A 20,337-nucleotide genomic window follows, 5' to 3' on the forward strand; every position below is an offset into this window, starting at 1 on the left:
GTGAATTTCTCCAGCGACAGCATCCAGTTGTTTCTCGCCGTGCTCGAGCGCGGTTCGTTTTCCGCCGCGGCCCGGGCCCTGTCCTGGCCCTGCTGGCCTACACCGACAGCCACGGCCGCTGAGACCGGGTCGTCGACAAGTAGTAAGGGATTGAATGCATGCGCGCCTTAGCTGAGTTCATCATGCGCGGCCGTATGCAGGCCACTCTGGTAGTGGCCGGATGTGCGGCATTGCCGTTGCTGTATTGGTTGGGTGCTGCTGCGGGAAGCCTGGTGCTCCTGCGGCGCGGTTTGAGCGACGCCCTGGGCGTCCTCGCCCTGGGATTGCTGCCGGCTTTGTTCTGGTGGCTGTATTCCGATGATCCACGCGCACTTCTGGTGTTGCTGGGGTCTTCGGGCCTTGCGTTGGTTTTGCGCGCAAGCGAGTCCTGGAACCGTGTGCTGCTGGTCAGCATAGCGCTGGGCCTGGTGTTTGCTGGAGTGCTGGGTGTGGCTTACCGCCCCCAGGTCGAGATGCTCTCGCAGGAGTTGGTAAAAATCCTGCCGATGGCCCTCGGTGATCTCTACCAGCAGTTGTCGGTTGAAGAGCGGGCTCGTCTCGCCTCGCTGATTGCACCGGTCCTGACCGGCCTGATAGCGGCCTTGTTGCAGATCGTCAGTGTGCTGAGCCTGATTGTCGGGCGCTACTGGCAGGCGTTGTTGTACAACCCGGGTGGTTTTGGGCGCGAGTTTCGCGCGATCAAGCTCCCGCTGGGACTGGCGATGTTGCTGCTGGCCTGCATGCTGCTGGGACCGAATTTCGGTCCGCAGATGGCGATGCTGACGCCGTTGTGCAGCGTACCGCTGGTGTTCGCCGGGCTGGCCTTGATTCATGGGCTGGTGGCGCAAGGGCGACTGGCCAGGTTCTGGCTGGTGGGGTTGTACGTAACGCTGTTGCTGTTTATGCAGCTGATCTATCCGTTGCTCGTGGTCCTGGCCATTGTCGACAGCCTGATTGATTTTCGCGGTCGTTTGGCGCCGAAAGACGCTGATAACGGCTCTGCGAACGGTGAAGGTTAAAAGTTAAGAGGTTATTACCAAATGGAACTGATCCTGCTGGAAAAAATCGCCAACCTGGGCAACCTGGGCGATAAGGTAAACGTTAAGGCTGGTTACGGCCGTAACTACCTGCTGCCTTTCGGCAAAGCCACCGCTGCTACCGCTGCCAACCTGGCTGCGTTCGAAGCGCGTCGTGCCGAGCTGGAAAAACTGGCTGCAGAGAAGAAGGCTTCCGCCGAAACTCGCGCTGCTCAACTGGCTGAGCTGGAAGTGACCATCACTGCCACCGCTGGTGACGAAGGCAAGCTGTTCGGTTCGATCGGCACCCACGACATCGCTGACGCACTGACCGCCTCCGGCGTTGACGTTGCTAAGAGCGAAGTTCGTCTGCCGAACGGCACCATCCGCAACGTAGGTGAATTCGACGTAGCCGTGCACCTGCACGCCGAAGTTGAAGCCACCGTACGCGTTGTCGTGGTAGCAGCTTAAGCAGTACTTGTCGGCTGGCACCCTCGGGTGCTTGCCGGTAACATCGGGCACGATCCTGTTTACAGGTCGTGCCCTTTGTCTTTCTGTACCCTCAGTTTTCAAACCCCTGCTTTTCCTAAAAAACCAAGTGGCCATGAACGATATCTCCGCTCCCGAGCAATACGATCTGCAAACCGCTGCGCTGAAGGTGCCGCCACATTCCATCGAGGCCGAACAGGCCGTGCTCGGTGGTCTGATGCTGGACAACAACGCCTGGGAGCGGGTGCTCGATCAAGTCTCCGATGGCGATTTCTATCGACATGACCACCGTCTGATCTTCCGCGCGATCGCCAGGCTGGCCGACCAGAACCTGCCGATCGACGTCGTGACCCTGTCCGAGCAACTGGACAAGGAAGGCCAGACCGCCCAGGTCGGCGGCCTGGGTTACCTGGGCGAACTGGCGAAGAACACGCCGTCGGTCGCCAACATCAAGGCCTATGCGCAGATCGTTCGCCAGCGCGCTACCCTGCGCCAGCTGATCGGCATCAGCAACGAGATCGCCGACAGCGCGTTCAATCCCGAAGGCCGCACCGCCGAAGAGATCCTCGACGAGGCCGAGCGGCAGATCTTCCAGATCGCCGAAGCGCGCCCCAAGACCGGCGGCCCGGTCGGCGTCAACGAGCTGTTGACCAAGGCCATCGACCGCATCGATACTCTGTTCAACACCTCCGACGCGATCACCGGCCTGTCCACCGGCTACACCGACCTCGACGAGAAGACCAGCGGCCTGCAGCCGGCCGACCTGATCATCGTCGCCGGTCGTCCGTCCATGGGTAAGACCACCTTTGCGATGAACCTGGTGGAGAACGCGGTTCTGCGCAGCGACAAGGCGGTACTGGTGTACTCCCTCGAGATGCCAGGCGAATCGCTGATCATGCGTATGCTGTCGTCCCTGGGCCGTATCGACCAGACCAAGGTCCGTTCCGGTCAGTTGGAAGACGACGACTGGCCGCGCCTGACCTCGGCGGTCAACCTGCTCAATGACCGCAAGCTGTTCATCGACGACACCGCGGGCATCAGCCCTTCGGAAATGCGCGCGCGGACCCGCCGCCTGGTGCGTGAACACGGTGATATCGGTCTGATCATGATCGACTACCTGCAGTTGATGCAGATCCCGGGCTCCAGCGGCGACAACCGGACCAACGAGATTTCCGAGATCTCCCGTTCCCTCAAGGCCCTGGCCAAGGAATTCAACTGCCCGGTGGTGGCCCTGTCCCAGCTCAACCGCTCTCTGGAGCAACGGCCGAACAAGCGTCCAGTGAACTCCGACTTGCGGGAATCCGGAGCGATCGAGCAGGACGCCGACGTCATCATGTTCGTGTACCGGGACGAGGTGTATCACCCCGAGACCGAACACAAGGGCATTGCCGAAATCATCATCGGCAAGCAGCGGAACGGCCCCATCGGCTTTATTCGCCTGGCGTTCATCGGCAAGTACACGCGCTTCGAGAACCTCGCGCCGGGCAGCTACAACTTCGACGACGACGAGTAAGGCTCGCCCTCCCGATCGCGGCAGCCCCGCTGAGCAACGTGCTCTTGTAGGAGCGAGGCTTGCCCGCGATTAACGCCTCCACCGATTTCCGACCATGGTCGTCGGAATTGGTCATTTTTTGTGCTATATTCCGCGCCCGCGAATTTCTCTGTAAATAAACGCGCCCTTATCTACACCTATACCGGTCATCGACATGCAAGCAGCCAAGCCGTTATTTGACTATCCCAAGTACTGGGCCGAATGTTTCGGCCCGGCGCCGTTCCTGCCGATGAGCAGGGAGGAGATGGATCAGCTCGGCTGGGATTCCTGCGACATCATCATTGTCACCGGCGATGCCTACGTCGATCACCCATCGTTCGGCATGGCGATCATCGGCCGGCTGCTGGAGGCCCAGGGTTTCCGCGTCGGGATCATTGCCCAGCCCAATTGGCAGTCCAAAGACGACTTCATGAAGCTCGGCGAGCCGAACCTGTTCTTCGGTGTCGCCGCCGGCAACATGGACTCGATGATCAACCGCTACACCGCGGACAAGAAAATCCGCTCCGACGACGCCTACACCCCCGGCGGTGTGGCGGGCAAGCGTCCGGACCGCGCCAGCCTGGTCTACAGCCAGCGCTGCAAGGAAGCCTACAAGCATGTGCCGATCATCCTCGGCGGCATCGAAGCCTCCCTGCGCCGCATCGCCCATTACGATTACTGGCAGGACCGGGTGCGCAACTCGATCCTGATCGACGCCTGCGCCGACATCCTGCTCTACGGCAACGCCGAGCGGGCGATTGTCGAGGTCGCCCAGCGCCTGTCCTACGGGCACAAGATCGAAGACATCACCGACGTGCGCGGCACCGCGTTCATTCGTCGTGATACGCCCCAGGGCTGGTACGAAGTCGATTCCACCCGTATCGACCGCCCGGGCAAGATCGACAAGATCATCAACCCCTACGTCAACACCCAGGACACCGCCGCCTGCGCCATCGAGCAAGAAAAGGGCCCGGTGGAAGATCCGCAGGAAGCCAAGGTCGTGCAGATCCTGGCCAGCCCGAAGATGACTCGGGACAAGACCGTGATCCGCCTGCCGTCCATGGAGAAGGTGCGTAACGATCCGGTGCTCTACGCCCACGCCAACCGCGTGCTGCACCTGGAGACCAACCCGGGCAACGCCCGTGCGCTGGTGCAGAAGCATGGCGAGGTCGACGTCTGGTTCAACCCGCCGCCCATCCCGATGACCACCGAAGAAATGGACTACGTGTTCGGCATGCCTTATCAGCGCATCCCGCACCCGGAGTACGGCAAGGAGAAAATCCCGGCCTACGAGATGATCCGTTTCTCGGTGAACATCATGCGCGGCTGTTTTGGCGGCTGTACCTTCTGCTCCATCACCGAGCACGAAGGGCGGATCATCCAGAACCGCTCCGAAGAGTCGATCATTCGCGAGATCGAAGAAATTCGCGACAAGGTTCCAGGTTTTACCGGGGTCATTTCCGACCTCGGCGGTCCGACCGCGAACATGTACCGCATTGCCTGCAAGAGCCCGGAGATCGAGTCCGCGTGCCGCAAGCCGTCGTGCGTGTTCCCCGGCATCTGCCCGAACCTGAATACCGACCACTCGTCCTTGATCCAGCTGTACCGCAGCGCCCGCGCCTTGCCGGGGGTGAAGAAGATCCTGATCGCTTCCGGCCTGCGCTACGACCTCGCGGTCGAGTCGCCGGAATACGTCAAGGAGCTGGTGACCCACCACGTCGGTGGCTACCTGAAGATCGCCCCGGAGCATACCGAGGAAGGTCCGCTCAACCAGATGATGAAACCGGGCATCGGCACCTATGACCGGTTCAAGCGCATGTTCGAGAAGTTCTCCAAGGAAGCGGGCAAGGAGCAGTACCTGATTCCGTACTTCATCGCCGCGCACCCGGGCACCACCGACGAAGACATGATGAACCTGGCCCTGTGGCTCAAGGGCAACGGTTTCCGCGCCGACCAGGTGCAGGCGTTCTACCCGTCGCCGATGGCGTCCGCCACCGCGATGTACCACTCGGGCAAGAACCCGCTGCGCAAGGTCACCTACAAGAGCGACGGCGTGACCATCGTCAAGAGCGAGGAGCAGCGCCGCCTGCACAAGGCGTTCCTGCGTTATCACGATCCGAAAGGCTGGCCGATGCTGCGCGAAGCCTTGCAGCGCATGGGCCGTAGCGACCTGATCGGGCCGGGCAAGAACCAACTGATCCCGCTGCACCAGCCGTCCACCGACAGCTACCAGAGCGCCCGTCGCAAGAACTCGACGCCGGCTGGCAGCCATAAGGTGGCCAAGGAAACCACCAAGATCCTCACCCAGCACACCGGCCTGCCACCCCGTGGCAGCGACGGCAGCAACCCGTGGGACAAGCGCGAACAGGCCAAGGCCGCGGCGATGGCCCGCAACAAGCAGGCCGCCAAGGAACGCGCCGATGCGGCCAAGGGCAAAGGCAAGAAGCCGACCCGCAAGCCAGTCGTGCCTCGCTAAGGTCGCTGTCAGCTAGTCGCAACGCCAACCTCCGGGTTGGCGTTGTGCATTCTGGCGTCCGGGTTTGTTAAGGTGCGCGCCAGCATTCACTCAAGGAAGAGCCCTGTGCCCCGTCGCCGGAAAACCCCGCAACAACAGCAGATCGAAGACCGGCTGCTGCGCCTCAAGACCGCCGAATGGCTCGCCTGGCAGCCCTATGTGCGGCGCTTCGGGGTTATCCACATCGCGGTAATGATGACCACCATCTTCAGCCTTTCGCTGACGGCGGCCCAAGTGCCGCATCTGTATTTCTCCGGGGATTTCCAGGTCGCCAACTACGCCATGATGGCGATGCTGGGCGCGGGCCTGCTGACCAGCCTGTGTTTTCTACTGGTGATCCGCGGCATAGCGCGTGGGGCCTGGGTGTTGTTCGCGGTTTTGGTGGTGTGCCTGGCGTGCGCGGTACTGGTGCTGCTGGATTCCCGCCAGCGGCTGTTTCCGGCCGTTGTCTTGGGCATTCCCTTGCTCGGGCTGTACCTGATGAGCACCCGGCGCTATCAGCGCGGGCTCAAGGTGCTGCAAGTGGCGGCGCGCAAACGTCGGCGTCTGCAGCAATTGGAGGCGGGCTTGAAACGGGGGCGCTGAGCCCGCTTTGGGTACCGGGCTGGCCGGGAGCCAACGATTCGATTGGCCAGGCCCCGGGGTGCTGAATCTTGTCCCCAGGGCTGATGGGAGAGCGGCGCTCAGTCGGGTTTCTGCTCGGCCCATTTCGGGGCGACCGTGGGTTGCCAGGCTTGCAGCGCATCCAGCAGTTCCCGCGGCGACTCGTTCACTTGCAGCATGTCCCGGTGCGGGGCGCGGACGAAGCCTTCGCCGACTATATGGTCGAGAAAACCGGTGAGCTTCTCGTAGAAGCCATTCACTTCCAGCAGTCCCAGGGGCTTGGCGTGATAGCCCAGCTGGCCCCAGGTCCAGACTTCGAACAATTCTTCCAGGGTGCCCAGGCCACCGGGGAGCGCGATGAAGGCGTCACTCAGCTCGGCCATGCGCGCCTTGCGGGCGTGCATGCCATCGACCACTTCCAGGCGTGTCAGGCCTGGATGACCGATTTCCTTGTCCTTGAGGCTCTGGGGAATGATGCCGATGACTTCACCGCCGGCCGCCAGGGCCGCGTCTGCGACCAGGCCCATCAGGCCCACGGCGCCACCGCCATAGACCAGGGTCAGCTTGCGTTCGGCCAGCTGGCGTCCGAGGGCTTCGGCGGCCGCGCGGTAGGCCGGGTTGGTGCCGGTGCTGGCACCGCAGAACACACATACAGACGCTAAAGACATGTCTTACTCCGTGGTCGTTAAGGGCCACAGAGTAATGGCTGGCGGGCTGGGCTCCAAGGCTCAATCCTCGCGGCTGGGGTTTTCATAGGTACCGCTGGCGCCACAGGCGTAGGCGGCGAGCAGGCTGCGGAACAGGCTGTTGAGAGGCATGACGGACACTCCGATCAGTGATGTGCGCCGAGCATAGGCCCGGGACCGCCGGCTGACTGTTTGATTCTCTCGATCAGGCCGATAGCGCAAAGTTGTATACAACTTCTTGATGTAAATCATAGGCACTTGGGAAAAAATCAGGCAGTCTTCAGCTCCATGGATTTCAGATGGATTTTGTTAACCCTGCCTTGGAGATTCACCATGTTTGCCAAACTCGTCGCGGTATCCCTGTTGACCCTGGCCAGCAGCCAGCTGATGGCCGCTGAATGCAAGGTCGATGTCGATTCCACCGACCAGATGTCCTTCAACACGAAGGAAATCACCATCGACAAGAGCTGCAAGACCTTCACTGTGAACCTGAGCCACTCCGGCAGCCTGCCGAAGAACGTCATGGGCCATAACTGGGTACTGAGCAAGACCGCGGACATGGCCGGCATCGTGACCGACGGCATGGCTGCCGGTATCGACAAGAACTACCTGAAAGAAGGCGACAGCCGCGTCATCGCCCACACCAAGATCATCGGTGCCGGCGAAAAGGACTCGGTGACCTTCGATGTGTCGAAGCTGACCGCTGGCGAAAGCTACCAGTTCTTCTGCTCGTTCCCGGGCCACAACTCGATGATGAAAGGTGCTGTGGTACTGAAGTGATCGGTTGATCCTGCGTGATGAAAAAGCGCCCTTCGGGGCGCTTTTTTGTGGGCGGGCAGAGGGGCCGTAGCGGTCTGTAGGAGCGAAGCGTGCTCGCGATAGCGTCAGCCCTGGCCACGCCAAACAAAAAGCCCGCCGAGGATTTCCTGAGCAGGCTCTTACATCACCATTGATTCAAGGCGTGAACGGCATCACACGCTTGTGGTGGGTCTTGTTGTAGGTGTTGCAGATGATCTTGAACGCTTCCTCGCGCACCGGCTGGCCGTGGAGGAAGGCGTCGATCTCGGCGTAGGTCACGCCGTGGGAGGCTTCGTCCGGCTTGCCGGGAGACAGGTCCTCGAGGTCGGCGGTGGGGATCTTTTCCACCAGCGACTCCGGCGCGCCGAAATGCCGGGCAATCGCCCGCACCTGGTTTTTCACCAGGCCGCTCAGCGGGGCCAGGTCGCAGGCGCCGTCACCGAACTTGGTGAAGAAACCCATCACCGCTTCGGCGGCGTGGTCGGTGCCGATCACCAGGCCGTGGGCGGCCCCGGCGATGGTGTACTGCGCCACCATGCGCATGCGCGCCTTGGTGTTGCCGAGCACAAAGTCCCGCGACACTGCCTGCTGGCCTTCGAAGGCCGCCACTTCATTGGCCAGGGACTTGACCGCCGGGCCGATGTTCACCGTGTGGCGCTCGTCGGGTTCGATGAAGTCCATCGAGGCCTGGGCCTCGTGTTCGTCGAACTGCACTTCGTACGGCAGGCGCACGGCGATGAAACGATAGGCCGGGTCGCCGCTGCTTGCGCGCAGTTCGCGCACCGCCCGCTGGGCCAGCAGGCCCGCGGTCAGGGAGTCGACGCCACCGCTGATGCCCAGCACCAGGGACTTGAGGCCGGAATCGAGCAGGCATTGCTGGATGAAGGCGACCCGCCGGGCGACTTCTGCCTCGAGATCGGCCTGGTCCTTGAAAGGTGGTTGCACCTTGAGCTGTTCAGCCATTTCGCGCTGTACGGCTTGCATGATTCACTCCTTGCTTGATGTGCCAGAAAGGGCGGCAGGTACTTGGAAAACGTGGCGCAGATAAGCGACGAAGTTGGGATCCTTGCAATGGGTCTTGCCCGCTTCGTCGGAGATCTTGGCGACGGGCTGGCCATTGCAGGCGGCCATTTTAAGCACGATGCTCATCGGCTCGACACCGGGAATATCGCACGTCAGGTTGGTGCCGATACCGAAGCTGACATTGATCCGACCACGTAGCGCGCGAAAAATCTCCAGGGACCTGGGCAGCGTCAGACTGTCGGAGAACACCAGGGTCTTGCTCATCGGATCGATCCCCAGCTTGATGTAGCGGGCGATGGCCTTTTCCGCCCAGACGATCGGATCGCCCGAGTCGTGGCGCAAACCGTCGAACAGCTTGGCGAAGTACAGATCGAAGTCGTTGAGGAAGGCATCGGTAGTGATGCAGTCGGTCAGGGCGATCCCCAGCAGGCCCCGGTATTCGCGGACCCAGCAGTCGAGGGCGGCGATCTGGCTGTCGATCAGCCGCGGGCCCAGTTGCTGGTGGGCCATGATCCACTCGTGGGCCATGGTGCCCAGGGGCTTCATCTCCAGCTCGCGGGACAGGTGCACGTTACTGGTGCCGACGAAACGCCCGGGGAAATCGTGCTTGAGCACGTTCACCACTTCTTCCTGGACCCGGTACGAGAAGCGCCGGCGGGTGCCGAAGTCGGCCACCTGCAGATGCGCCAGTTCGTCGGCGCTGGCGTTGGCACTCAGCCAGTCGAATTTGCGGTACAGCTGCTCGCGGGCCTGTTCCAGGACGATTTCGCGGTAGCGATAGCGGTTACGCACCTCACTGACGATCGCCAGCATCGGCACTTCGAACAGAATCACATGCAGCCAGGGCCCGCGCAGGCGGATGAACAGCTCGCCGTTCTCGATGCCGGTATGCACATAACGCAGGTTGAAGCGGAACAGCCCGAGAAAACGCAGGAAGTCCGGCTTCAGGAAGCTGATGCGCTCCAGAAAACTCAACTGGTCGGCGCTCAGGCTCAGGTCGGCCAGGCGTTCGAACTGATAGCGGATTTCCGCCAGGTAGGGGCGCAGGTCCTCGCTGTTGCGGCAGCGGAATTCCCATTCGACTTCCACATTGGGGTAGTTGTGCAGCACCGCCTGCATCATGGTCAGTTTGTAGAAGTCGGTGTCGAGCAGGTTCTGCACGATGCGATCGGCAAACACACTCTCGCTCATAACGGGAATCTCCAGGCTGGCCGCGATAAAGGGTGCGGCTTTGCAGCTATTTCAATGAAGGCGGTAGTGGCGCATATCCGCCGTGGGTTTTGCCAGTGTTTTTTACGTGGGGACGATGTGGAGGCTGGCGGCCTCATCGCGGGCAAGCCTCGCCCCTACAAGAGGCAGCGCGGCTTTTGTAGGAGCGAGGCTTGCCCGCGATAGCGCCAGCCCGGCTGTTACCAATCCCGGATCAGGCCGGCGCCGGACTGTCGATCTGTTCCAGCATCCAGCGGATGAAGTCCCGCACCTTGGGCACTTCGGCCGCGTGTTCGGGGTAGGCCAGGTAGTAGGCATCGCGGCTGGGCATGGCGTAGTCCCAGGCCAGCACCAGCTTGCCCTCGGCCAGTTCTTCCTCCACCAGGAACCGCGGCAGCAGGGCCACGCCGCAGCCGACCTGGGCGGCGCGGATGCACATGTAGAAGGTTTCGAAGCGCGGCCCGTGGTAGCTGTGCTCGGTGTGGTAGCCCTGGCTGTCGAACCAGTCGTGCCAGGCCTGGGGCCGCGAGGCCAGTTGCAGCAGCACCAGCCCGGCCAGTTGCGTCGGGTCGGTGAACGGCTTGTCCGGCAGGCTGCCGGGGGCGCAGACCGCCACCAGCTCTTCGCCGAACAGCTTCAGGCACTCGGTGCCGGGGCGCGAACCCTGGCCGAAGTAGAACGCCATGTCGCTGCGGCCCTGCAGCAGGTCGTCGGCTTCCTGCTCGTTGCACAGGTCCAGGTGGATCTGCGGGTGGCGCAGGCGCCAGCCCTTGAGGCGCGGCACCAGCCAGCGGGCGCCGAAGGTCGAAGGGGTGGACACACGCAGGACTTCGGTTTCGCCGCCGTAGGAGCGCAGGTAATGGGTCGACATCTCGATCTGCGAGAGGATCTTGCGCACTTCCACCAGGTACAGATCCCCCGCCGGCGTCAGTTGCAGGCGCCGGCGCACCCGGCGAAACAGCAGGTGCTGCAGGAGTTCCTCCAGCTGCGCGACCTGCTTGCTGACGGCGCTCTGGGTCAGGTTCAGTTCCTCGGCGGCCCGGGTGAAGCTCAGGTGTCGGGTGACGGCCTCGAAACACTGCAGGGCGGTGATCGAGGGCAGGTAGCGTTTGTTCAGCATCGCGGGTTCCTTGTTCTTGTCTCGGCTACTCAGCCTGCGCAGCATGAATAAACGGAATGATATCTCGCCTAATCGTCGTTTGTTGGCAAGTCGCGGGACGGCTACAACTACAGTCCTGAATAGCTGTGTCAGCGGCTATGACTTTTTGCTTTCCATTTGTAAGGAGTGACCCATGGTTGCCGCATTGCTTGATCGTCTTGGTGTGAACCCGGCCCTGTATCAGTCGGGCAAGCAGCCCGTGCATTCGCCGATCGACGGCAGCCGCATCGGTTCGGTGAACTGGCAGGGCGCGGCCGAGGTGGAGCAGCAGGTCAGTCGCGCGGAGCATGCATTCGAGCTGTGGCGCAAGGTGCCGGCGCCCCGTCGTGGCGAACTGGTGCGCCAGTTCGGCGAAGTGCTGCGCGAGTACAAGGCCGACCTGGGCGAACTGGTGTCCTGGGAAGCCGGCAAGATCACCCAGGAAGGCCTGGGCGAAGTGCAGGAAATGATCGACATCTGCGACTTCGCGGTGGGCCTGTCGCGCCAGCTGTACGGCTTGACCATCGCCTCCGAGCGCCCTGGCCACCACATGCGTGAAACCTGGCACCCGCTGGGCATTGTCGGGGTGATCAGCGCGTTCAACTTCCCGGTCGCGGTCTGGGCCTGGAACACCACCCTGGCTCTGGTCTGCGGCAACCCGGTGATCTGGAAACCCTCGGAAAAGACCCCGCTGACTGCCCTGGCCTGCCAGGCGCTGTTCGAGCGGGTGCTGAAGAATTTCAGCGATGCCCCGCAATACCTGAGCCAGGTGATCATCGGCGGGCGCGACGCCGGCGAAGCGCTGGTGGACGACCCGCGGGTGGCCCTGATCAGCGCCACCGGCAGCACCCGCATGGGCCGCGAGGTGGCGCCGAAAGTCGCCGCGCGTTTCGCCCGCAGCATCCTCGAACTGGGGGGTAACAACGCGATGATCCTGGGCCCCAGCGCCGACCTGGACATGGCCGTGCGCGCCATCCTGTTCAGCGCCGTCGGTACCGCCGGCCAGCGCTGCACCACATTGCGCCGGCTGATTGCCCACGAGTCGGTGAAGGAAGAAATCGTCACCCGCCTCAAGGCCGCCTATTCCAAGATCCGCATCGGCCATCCGCTGCAAGGCAACCTGATCGGCCCGCTGATCGACCAGCACAGCTTCGACAATATGCAGGATGCGCTGGAGCAGGCCCTGAGCGAAGGCGGCCGAGTGTTCGGCGGCAAGCGGCAACTGGAAGAGCAGTTCCCCAACGCCTATTACGTGTCGCCGGCGATCGTCGAGATGCCGGAGCAGAGCGACGTGGTGTGCAGCGAGACCTTCGCGCCGATTCTCTACGTGGTCGGCTACCGTGATTTCGCCGAAGCGCTGCGCCTGAACAACGCCGTGCCGCAAGGCCTGTCGTCCTGCATCTTCACCACCGATGTGCGTGAGGCCGAGCAGTTCATGTCGGCGGTGGGCAGCGATTGCGGCATCGCCAACGTCAACATCGGCCCGAGCGGCGCGGAAATCGGCGGCGCCTTCGGTGGCGAGAAAGAGACCGGCGGCGGCCGCGAGTCCGGCTCCGATGCCTGGCGTGCCTATATGCGTCGGCAGACCAACACCGTGAACTATTCGCTGGAGTTGCCGCTGGCGCAGGGTATTACCTTCGATTGATCGGCCCCATCGCGGGCCAGCCTCGCTCCTGCCGGATACTGTAGGAGCGAGGCTGGCCCGCGATGCTGTGTTCTTGTTTGTTGGGTTTCACTTTGGAGTCTGGCAATGCCGTTACGCGAAGAATGCCTCTGGGAAAGACTGACGCCGCAAAGGCCTGACAATGCCGCGCTCAAGGGCGAGGTCAGGGTGGATGTCTGTGTGATCGGCGCGGGATTTACCGGCTTGTCGGCCGCCGTGCACCTGCTGGAGCAGGGCAAGCGGGTGTGTGTACTGGAAGCCCATCGCACCGGTCACGGTGGTTCGGGGCGCAATGTGGGGCTGGTCAATGCCGGGATGTGGATCCCGCCGGACGAGATCGAAGCCGGTTTCGGCGAAGCGGTCGGCAGCCAGCTCAACCGCATGCTGGGGGCGGCGCCGGCGCTGGTGTTCAGCCTGATCGACAAATACCGCATCGATTGCCAGCTGCGCCGCGAAGGCACCTTGCACATGGCGCACAACGCCCGGGGCGAGGCCGACCTGCGCAGCCGGGAAGCCCAATGGAAACGCCGTGGCGCGCCGGTCGAGCTGTTGACCGGCGCGGCCTGTGAGACCGCCACCGGCACTCAGAAAATCGCCGCGGCCTTGCTCGATCGCCGGGCCGGCACGGTCAATCCGATGGCCTATGTCAGTGGCCTGGCCAAAGCCGCGGTCAATCTGGGCGGCCAGTTGTTCGACCACTCGCCGGTGACCCGCCTCGAGCGCCAGGGCCAACACTGGTCGGTGCAGACGGCGCAGGGCTCGGTGCTGGCCGAGCAGGTGGTGATTGCGTCCAACGCCTACACCGAGGGCGACTGGACCGAGTTGCGGCGCAATTTTTTCCCCGGTTACTACTATCAGGTCGCGTCCACCCCGCTGACCGAAGAAACCGCGCAGCGCATCCTGCCGGGCGGCCAGGGTTCCTGGGATACCCGCCAGGTACTGAGCAGCATTCGCCGGGACGCCGACGGGCGCCTGTTGCTGGGCAGCCTGGGCAATGGCAACCAGAAGCCCGCCTGGTTCCTCAAGGCCTGGGCCGACCGGGTGCAGCAGCACTATTTCCCTTATCTGAAAAAGGTGGAGTGGGAGTGCACCTGGACCGGCTGCATCGCCTTTACCCCCGACCACCTGATGCGCCTGTTCGAACCGGCGCCCGGTCTGGTGGCGGTCACCGGCTACAACGGCCGGGGCGTGACCACCGGCACCGTGGTCGGCAAGGCCTTCGCCGACTATCTCTGTAACGGAAATCCTCAGGCGCTGCCGATTCCCTTCGCCCCCATGCAGCCCCTGGTCGGCGCGGGCTTGCGCAGTAGCCTGTACGAGGCCGGGTTCTCGCTGTATCACGCGGGCCAGTGCCTGCGGATCGTTATCTGACAGAGGAAATATGTTGCTGGGTGCGGCGCTTTTCGGCGCAGCGGCTAGCCTGTAGTGGTGCGGGGCGTAGCAGTCCCGCACCAGCAGTGTGCAGTTCGGTTACGCAGGCTGTTACAGGCAGGTTGCACGTTGATTTGTGCCGCGGTTGCAATGATGGCGCAGGTTGGTTGCGCCTTCAGTTTTATCGGGTTTCACCTTCCGCGGTTTAGACGGTTGCACGCCCAATGAAAAAGGGCTCGAAACAGTCGAAATAACAATAAAAGCACGACTTTTTTCAGAATAAAAAACCAATGGCACGGCCCTTGCTCTGAGCATTCGGTGAAGTCGCAGTGCCAACTAAAAAAACCTTGGAGCACCACCTCATGTCCCAGACGTTTTACAAGAAAGGCTTTCTGGCCCTCGCAGTGGCAACTGCGTTGGGTGTTTCTGCGTTTGCTCAGGCCGACGTCAAGATCGGCGTAGCGGGTCCCATGACAGGCGCCAACGCGGCATTTGGCGAGCAGTACATGAAGGGTGCACAGGCAGCGGCTGACGAAATCAACGCCAAGGGCGGCGTCAACGGCGAGAAGATCGTCCTGGTCAAGGGCGACGACGCCTGCGAACCGAAGCAGGCCGTGGCCGTGGCCAACCGCCTGGTCGACCAGGACAAGGTCATCGGCGTGGTCGGGCACTTCTGCTCCTCCAACACCATTCCCGCCTCCGAGGTGTACGCCGATGCCGGCGTGATCGCCATCACCCCAGGCTCCACCAACCCGCAGGTCACCGAGCGCGGGCTGTCGGCCATGTTCCGCATGTGCGGCCGTGACGACCAGCAGGGCATCGTCGCCGGCGACTACATCGTCGACGTGCTCAAGGGCAAGAAAGTCGCGGTGCTGCACGACAAGGACACCTACGGCCAGGGCCTGGCGGACGCCACCAAGGCGCAGTTGAGCAAGCGTGGCGTGACGCCGGTGCTGTACGAAGGCCTGACCCGTGGCGAGAAAGACTTCAGCGCCGTGGTCACCAAGATCCGCGCCGCCGGCGCCGATGTCGTCTACTTCGGCGGCCTGCATCCGGAAGCCGGTCCGCTGGTTCGCCAGCTGCGCGAGCAGGGCCTCAAAGACGTCAAGTTCATGTCCGACGACGGTATCGTCACCGACGAACTGGTGACCACCGCTGGCGGCCCGCAGTACGTCGACGGTGTGTACATGACCTTCGGCGCCGACCCACGCCTGCTGCCGGAAAGCAAGACCGTGGTCGACGCGTTCCGCAAGGCCGGCACCGAGCCCGAAGGCTACACCCTGTATGCCTACGCGTCGGTCCAGGCCCTGGCCGCCGGCTTCAACGGCGCCAAATCCAACAAGGGCGAAGACGCCGCCAAGTGGCTCAAGGCCAACCCGGTGAAAACCGTGATGGGCGAGAAGACCTGGGACGCCAAGGGCGACCTGAAAGTCTCCGACTATGTGGTCTACCAGTGGGACAAGGACGGCAAATACCACCAGCTGGAAAAACAGAAGTGACATGAGCGTCTGAGCAGGCCGGCCCTTCCCGCCTCGAGGGAGGGCTCCGGCCTGCGGCATGCGTATCCGTGCAGTACCTGTCTTTTCTCGTAGAGCTGCACAACGGTCGTGTTGCGCGGATGGTTGAACCCCAGGCCGTCGTATCCGCTGTGTGCAGTCTCTCAAATGCGTGAGATTGCGTTATGGATGGTATTTTCCTGCAGCAACTGATCAATGGACTGACCCTCGGGTCCGTCTATGGTCTGATCGCCATCGGCTACACAATGGTCTATGGCATCATCGGCATGATCAACTTCGCCCACGGCGAGGTTTACATGATTTCCGCTTACCTCGCGGCAATCAGTCTGGCTCTGCTGGCCTATTTCGGCATCGAATCCTTCCCGCTGCTCATTCTCGGTACCCTGGTCTTCACCGTCGTCGTGACGGGGATCTATGGCTGGGTCATCGAGCGCGTCGCCTACAAGCCCCTGCGCAACTCCACCCGGCTGGCGCCGCTGATCAGCGCCATCGGGATCTCGCTGATCCTGCAGAACTACGCGCAGATCAGCCAGGGTGCCAAGCAACAAGGTGTGCCGACGCTGCTGGCCGGCGCCTGGAAGGTCGAGGTCGGTAGCGGTTTCGTCCAGCTCACCTACACCAAGATCTTCATCCTGGTGGCCGCTTTCGCCGGCATGGCGTTGCTGACCTACATCATCAAGTACACCAAGCTCGGCCGCATGTGCCGTGCCACCCAGCAAGACCGCAAGATGGCCTCGATCCTCGGGATCAACACCGACCGGGTGATTTCCTACGTGTTCATCATCGGCGCCGCCATGGCTGCGCTGGCGGGCGTACTGATCACCATGAACTACGGCACGTTCGACTTCTATGCCGGCTTCGTCATCGGCATCAAGGCGTTCACCGCGGCGGTACTCGGCGGTATCGGTTCGCTGCCGGGGGCGATGCTCGGCGGGATCATCCTCGGGATCTCCGAGTCGCTGTTCTCCGGTCTGATCAACTCCGACTACAAAGACGTGTTCAGTTTCTCGCTGCTGGTGCTGATTCTGATTTTCCGTCCCCAAGGCCTGCTGGGTCGCCCACTCGTGGCGAAGGTATAAGTATGTCTGCTGCCAATAAACCGATTGATATCAAGAAGAGCGTCATCGACGCCGTGCTGGCCGGGCTGATCTCGCTGATCGTGTTCGGCCCTATCGTGGGCGTGGTGCTCGAAGGCTACAGCTTCAACCTGCAACCGACCCGTGTCGGCTGGCTGGTGGCGATCGTGATGCTCGGCCGTTTCGCCCTGAGCCTGTTCCTACAGACGCCCAAGGGCCTGAAGATCCTCCAGGGTTTCGAAGGCGGCGGCTCCGGCGTGCATGTGCGGGCGCCGGACTACAAGTCGCGGCTGCGCTGGATCATCCCGGCGCTGATCGTGATCGCCATCGTCTTCCCGTTCTTCGCCAACAAGTACCTGCTGACCGTGGTCATCCTCGGCCTGATCTACGTATTGCTCGGCCTCGGGCTGAACATAGTGGTCGGCCTGGCCGGGCTGCTCGACCTGGGCTACGTGGCGTTCTACGCCATCGGCGCCTACGGCCTGGCGCTGGGGTATCAGTACCTCGGCCTGGGTTTCTGGACGGTGCTGCCCCTGGCGGCCCTCGCCGCGGCGCTGGCGGGGTGCATTCTCGGCTTCCCGGTGTTGCGCATGCACGGTGACTACCTGGCCATCGTGACCCTGGGCTTCGGCGAGATCATCCGCTTGATCCTCAACAACTGGCTGTCCTTCACCGGCGGTCCCAACGGCATGCCGGTGCCGTCACCGACCTTCTTCGGCCTGGAGTTCGGGCGCCGGGCCAAGGACGGCGGGGTGCCGATCCATGAGTTCCTCGGCACGGCCTACAACCCCGACCTGAAGTTCATCTTCATCTATGGGGTGTTGTTCCTGGTGGTGCTGGCAGTGCTCTACATCAAGCACCGCCTGACCCGCATGCCGGTCGGCCGCGCCTGGGAAGCGTTGCGCGAAGACGAGATCGCCTGCCGCGCCATGGGCCTGAACCACGTGCTGGTGAAACTCTCTGCCTTCACCCTTGGTGCCTCCACCGCGGGCCTGGCCGGGGTGTTCTTCGCCAGCTACCAGGGCTTCGTCAACCCGTCTTCCTTCACCTTCTTCGAGTCGGCGCTGATCCTGGCCATTGTGGTCCTGGGCGGCATGGGTTCGACCGTGGGCGTGGTGATCGCGGCGTTCGTGCTCACCGTGGCGCCGGAGCTGCTGCGCAGCTTCTCCGAGTACCGGGTGCTGCTGTTCGGCATTCTCATGGTGTTGATGATGATCTGGCGACCGAGGGGGCTGATCCGTATCAGCCGCACCGGCGTGACCCCGCGCAAGGGTGCCTTGACTGAGAGGAGCGCGCCATGAGCGACGACATCATCCTGAAGGTAGAGAACCTGATGATGCACTTCGGTGGCATCAAGGCTCTGAGCGACGTCAGCCTGCAGGTCAAACGCAATTCCATCTTCGCCCTGATCGGCCCCAACGGCGCCGGCAAGACCACGGTGTTCAACTGCCTGACCGGTTTTTACCGGGCTACGGGCGGGCATATCGCCCTGAATACCCGGGGTACGCCGACCAACGTCATCAAGCTGTTGGGCGAGCCGTTTCGCGTGACCGACTTCGTGTCGCCGAAACGCTTTACCAGCCGGCTGTTCTACAAGATGTTCGGCGGTACCCACCTGATCAACCGCTCGGGCCTGGCGCGCACCTTCCAGAACATTCGCCTGTTCAGGGAGATGTCGGTGATCGAGAACCTGCTGGTGGCCCAGCACATGTGGGTCAACCGCAACCTGCTGTCCGGCATCCTCAACACCAAGGCTTACCGCAAGGCCGAAAGCGACGCGCTGGACCATGCGTTCTACTGGCTGGAAGTGGTGGACCTGGTGGACTGCGCCAACCGCCTGGCCGGCGAGTTGTCCTACGGCCAGCAACGCCGCCTGGAGATCGCCCGGGCCATGTGTACCCGGCCGCAGATCATCTGCCTCGACGAACCGGCCGCCGGCCTCAACCCGCAGGAAACCGAAGCGCTCAGTGCGATGATCCGGCTGCTGCGCGACGAGCACGACCTGACTGTGGTGCTGATTGAACATGACATGGGCATGGTGATGAGTATTTCCGACCATATCGTGGTGCTCGACCACGGCAACGTGATCGCCGAGGGCGGCCCTGAAGCGATCCGCCACGACCCGAAAGTGATTGCCGCCTACCTGGGTGCGGACGAAGAGGAGCTGGTATGACGACTGGACCTATCCTCGAGCTCAAGGAACTGGACGTGTATTACGGGCCGATCCAGGCCCTGAAGAAAGTCTCGCTGCACATCAACGAAGGGGAAACCGTGAGCCTGATCGGCTCCAACGGTGCCGGCAAGTCCACGCTGCTGATGTCGATCTTCGGCCAGCCGCGGGCCGAGTCCGGGCAGATCGTCTACCGTGGTGTGGATATCACCCACAAGTCCTCGCACTACATCGCCTCCAACGGGATCGCCCAGTCGCCGGAAGGGCGCCGGGTGTTTCCGGACATGACGGTGGAGGAGAACCTGCTGATGGGCACCATCCCCATCGGCGACCAGTACGCCACCGAAGACATGCAGCGCATGTTCGAGCTGTTCCCGCGGCTCAAGGAGCGCCGTACCCAGCGGGCCATGACCATGTCCGGCGGCGAGCAGCAGATGCTCGCCATCGCTCGCGCCTTGATGAGCCGTCCCAAGCTGCTGTTGCTGGACGAACCGAGCCTGGGGCTGGCGCCGATCGTGGTGAAACAGATCTTCGCCACCCTGCGCGAGCTGGCGGCGACCGGCATGACCATCTTCCTGGTCGAGCAGAACGCCAACCATGCGCTGCGGCTGTCGGATCGGGCCTATGTGATGGTCAACGGCGAGATTCGCCTGAGCGGCACCGGCAAGGAACTGCTGGTCAACGAGGAGGTGCGTAACGCCTATCTGGGCGGTCACTGAGTCCGCTGGTGCTGGATCGAAGCTGCCCCGCCGGTTTATGCCGGCGGGGCATTTTTTATCCACAACCGTCCTGTAGGAGCGGCCGGTCGACGCTCGATTGCCCGCGATGCTCGTCAACGATGACGCTTGCTGTCTGGATGCATGCGTCGTTCTTGGGATCTTCGCGGGCAAGCCTCGCTCCTACAGAGGCCGGCGGCTGCGGATGACCTTGTCCACAGTCGAAGGCGCAAATTGTGGAAAACCTTCCGCGCAAGCTGGCAAAACGCGGCATAAAGCCGCTGCAATTAGTTGTTTTGTCACGGTTTTGACTTGTCCCCGTTTGCTGTGGAGCGGGCTGTGGGTAACGTGGGAGTAGCTGGCTGAAGGCCTTGAACGGCGTGGCCTGCAGGCGCGTGATCGTTTTTTGATCAGGCGTTTTTGGCAGGCCTCGAGCCGCCGTTGTCAACCTTTTTATTGTCGCAGGCCAGGGGCGAAAACGCCTTGGATAAGCCTGTGGATAAGTCTGTGATTAAACTCTGGAAAGACTCGGCGAAGTGCCGTAGTTGCTGGCTTGAAGCCATCTCTCGCCTGACCGGCCGGTCGCCTTTTTCCGCCGGGGCTGCATGGACGCCATGGGCGGGTCAAGCAAAAAACTTTCTGAAACCCGCTGCAGCCCCTGTGGATAGCGGCTTGCAGGCTTTTGCACTTGCCCCCAAAGACTGTGGACCGGCTTGTGGATAAGGTGCGTGCATCTGGCTACGAGCCAGGCGGGCCGGGGCTTTGAGTTGGTTGATC

Annotated in this window: 17 protein-coding genes and 1 pseudogene; 14 read left to right on the forward strand and 4 right to left on the reverse strand. The window is 62.5% G+C overall.

The genetic code is table 11. From position 1 onward, the window contains the following. From ACQKQA_RS18130 to ACQKQA_RS18155, 6 genes and pseudogenes are all read left to right on the forward strand, one after another. Positions 1 to 81 (forward strand): annotated as a pseudogene (locus tag ACQKQA_RS18130) (helix-turn-helix domain-containing protein); the annotation flags it as partial. Between the two features lie 77 nt (positions 82 to 158). Further along, positions 159 to 1,058, forward strand: a complete 900-nt coding sequence (locus tag ACQKQA_RS18135; protein WP_427560365.1) for a hypothetical protein — start codon at positions 159 to 161, stop codon at positions 1,056 to 1,058. 21 nt (positions 1,059 to 1,079) lie between these two features. Continuing rightward, complete coding sequence (rplI, locus tag ACQKQA_RS18140; protein WP_427560368.1) at positions 1,080 to 1,526, forward strand: 50S ribosomal protein L9; 447 nt, start codon at positions 1,080 to 1,082, stop codon at positions 1,524 to 1,526. A gap of 133 nt (positions 1,527 to 1,659) precedes the next feature. After that, complete coding sequence (dnaB, locus tag ACQKQA_RS18145) at positions 1,660 to 3,057, forward strand: replicative DNA helicase (protein ID WP_427560371.1); 1,398 nt, start codon at positions 1,660 to 1,662, stop codon at positions 3,055 to 3,057. 193 nt (positions 3,058 to 3,250) lie between these two features. After that, positions 3,251 to 5,551, forward strand: coding sequence for a YgiQ family radical SAM protein (locus ACQKQA_RS18150; protein ID WP_427560374.1), 2,301 nt, complete (start codon positions 3,251 to 3,253; stop codon positions 5,549 to 5,551). A gap of 105 nt (positions 5,552 to 5,656) precedes the next feature. Further along, positions 5,657 to 6,175 carry a hypothetical protein gene (locus tag ACQKQA_RS18155; protein ID WP_427560377.1) on the forward strand — a complete coding sequence of 173 codons (519 nt, stop codon included), beginning with the start codon at positions 5,657 to 5,659 and terminating at the stop codon, positions 6,173 to 6,175. 98 nt (positions 6,176 to 6,273) lie between these two features. On the opposite strand, the gene ACQKQA_RS18160 is transcribed toward ACQKQA_RS18155, so the two are convergent. Next, on the reverse strand, positions 6,274 to 6,861 hold the full coding sequence (locus tag ACQKQA_RS18160) for a TIGR00730 family Rossman fold protein (protein ID WP_427560380.1): 588 nt from the start codon (positions 6,859 to 6,861) through the stop codon (positions 6,274 to 6,276). Between the two features lie 351 nt (positions 6,862 to 7,212). Here ACQKQA_RS18160 and azu point away from each other — a divergent pair, with 351 nt between their 5' ends. Continuing rightward, the gene (gene azu, locus ACQKQA_RS18165; RefSeq protein WP_427560382.1) at positions 7,213 to 7,659 is read left to right on the forward strand and encodes an azurin; all 447 of its coding nucleotides are present in this window, start codon (positions 7,213 to 7,215) and stop codon (positions 7,657 to 7,659) included. Between the two features lie 174 nt (positions 7,660 to 7,833). Here the strand turns inward: azu and nadE are convergent, their stop codons facing one another. The 3 genes from nadE to ACQKQA_RS18180 form a co-directional block, all read right to left on the reverse strand. Continuing rightward, positions 7,834 to 8,661, reverse strand: a complete 828-nt coding sequence (gene nadE, locus ACQKQA_RS18170) for an ammonia-dependent NAD(+) synthetase (protein WP_427560385.1) — start codon at positions 8,659 to 8,661, stop codon at positions 7,834 to 7,836. A 3-nt stretch (positions 8,662 to 8,664) separates the two neighbouring features. Further along, positions 8,665 to 9,891 (reverse strand): nicotinate phosphoribosyltransferase, encoded by a 1,227-nt coding sequence (gene pncB, locus ACQKQA_RS18175; RefSeq protein WP_427560388.1) that lies wholly within the window; start codon positions 9,889 to 9,891, stop codon positions 8,665 to 8,667. Positions 9,892 to 10,123: 232 nt separating this feature from the next. Continuing rightward, the gene (locus ACQKQA_RS18180) at positions 10,124 to 11,029 is read right to left on the reverse strand and encodes a LysR family transcriptional regulator (protein WP_427560391.1); all 906 of its coding nucleotides are present in this window, start codon (positions 11,027 to 11,029) and stop codon (positions 10,124 to 10,126) included. 172 nt (positions 11,030 to 11,201) lie between these two features. On the opposite strand from ACQKQA_RS18180, the gene amaB reads away from it, so the two are divergent. From amaB to ACQKQA_RS18215, 7 genes are all read left to right on the forward strand, one after another. Next, on the forward strand, positions 11,202 to 12,692 hold the full coding sequence (amaB, locus tag ACQKQA_RS18185) for an L-piperidine-6-carboxylate dehydrogenase (protein WP_427560394.1): 1,491 nt from the start codon (positions 11,202 to 11,204) through the stop codon (positions 12,690 to 12,692). A gap of 105 nt (positions 12,693 to 12,797) precedes the next feature. Further along, complete coding sequence (amaA, locus tag ACQKQA_RS18190; RefSeq protein ID WP_427560397.1) at positions 12,798 to 14,081, forward strand: L-pipecolate oxidase; 1,284 nt, start codon at positions 12,798 to 12,800, stop codon at positions 14,079 to 14,081. A 362-nt stretch (positions 14,082 to 14,443) separates the two neighbouring features. Then, on the forward strand, positions 14,444 to 15,580 hold the full coding sequence (locus tag ACQKQA_RS18195; protein ID WP_427560400.1) for a branched-chain amino acid ABC transporter substrate-binding protein: 1,137 nt from the start codon (positions 14,444 to 14,446) through the stop codon (positions 15,578 to 15,580). Positions 15,581 to 15,762: 182 nt separating this feature from the next. After that, a complete protein-coding gene (locus tag ACQKQA_RS18200) occupies positions 15,763 to 16,677 on the forward strand; it encodes an ABC transporter permease subunit (RefSeq protein WP_044460903.1) in 915 nt (304 codons plus the stop codon). Positions 16,678 to 16,679: 2 nt separating this feature from the next. Beyond that, positions 16,680 to 17,975, forward strand: coding sequence for a high-affinity branched-chain amino acid ABC transporter permease LivM (gene livM, locus ACQKQA_RS18205; protein ID WP_427560403.1), 1,296 nt, complete (start codon positions 16,680 to 16,682; stop codon positions 17,973 to 17,975). Then, complete coding sequence (locus ACQKQA_RS18210; protein WP_427560406.1) at positions 17,972 to 18,847, forward strand: ATP-binding cassette domain-containing protein; 876 nt, start codon at positions 17,972 to 17,974, stop codon at positions 18,845 to 18,847. Before livM ends, ACQKQA_RS18210 begins: the two co-directional genes overlap by 4 nt. Beyond that, on the forward strand, positions 18,844 to 19,563 hold the full coding sequence (locus ACQKQA_RS18215) for an ABC transporter ATP-binding protein (protein ID WP_427560408.1): 720 nt from the start codon (positions 18,844 to 18,846) through the stop codon (positions 19,561 to 19,563). Before ACQKQA_RS18210 ends, ACQKQA_RS18215 begins: the two co-directional genes overlap by 4 nt. The last annotated feature ends 774 nt before the right edge of the window (positions 19,564 to 20,337 follow it).

The organism is Pseudomonas sp. NPDC089530, from assembly GCF_050280705.1.
GTDB lineage: Bacteria > Pseudomonadota > Gammaproteobacteria > Pseudomonadales > Pseudomonadaceae > Aquipseudomonas.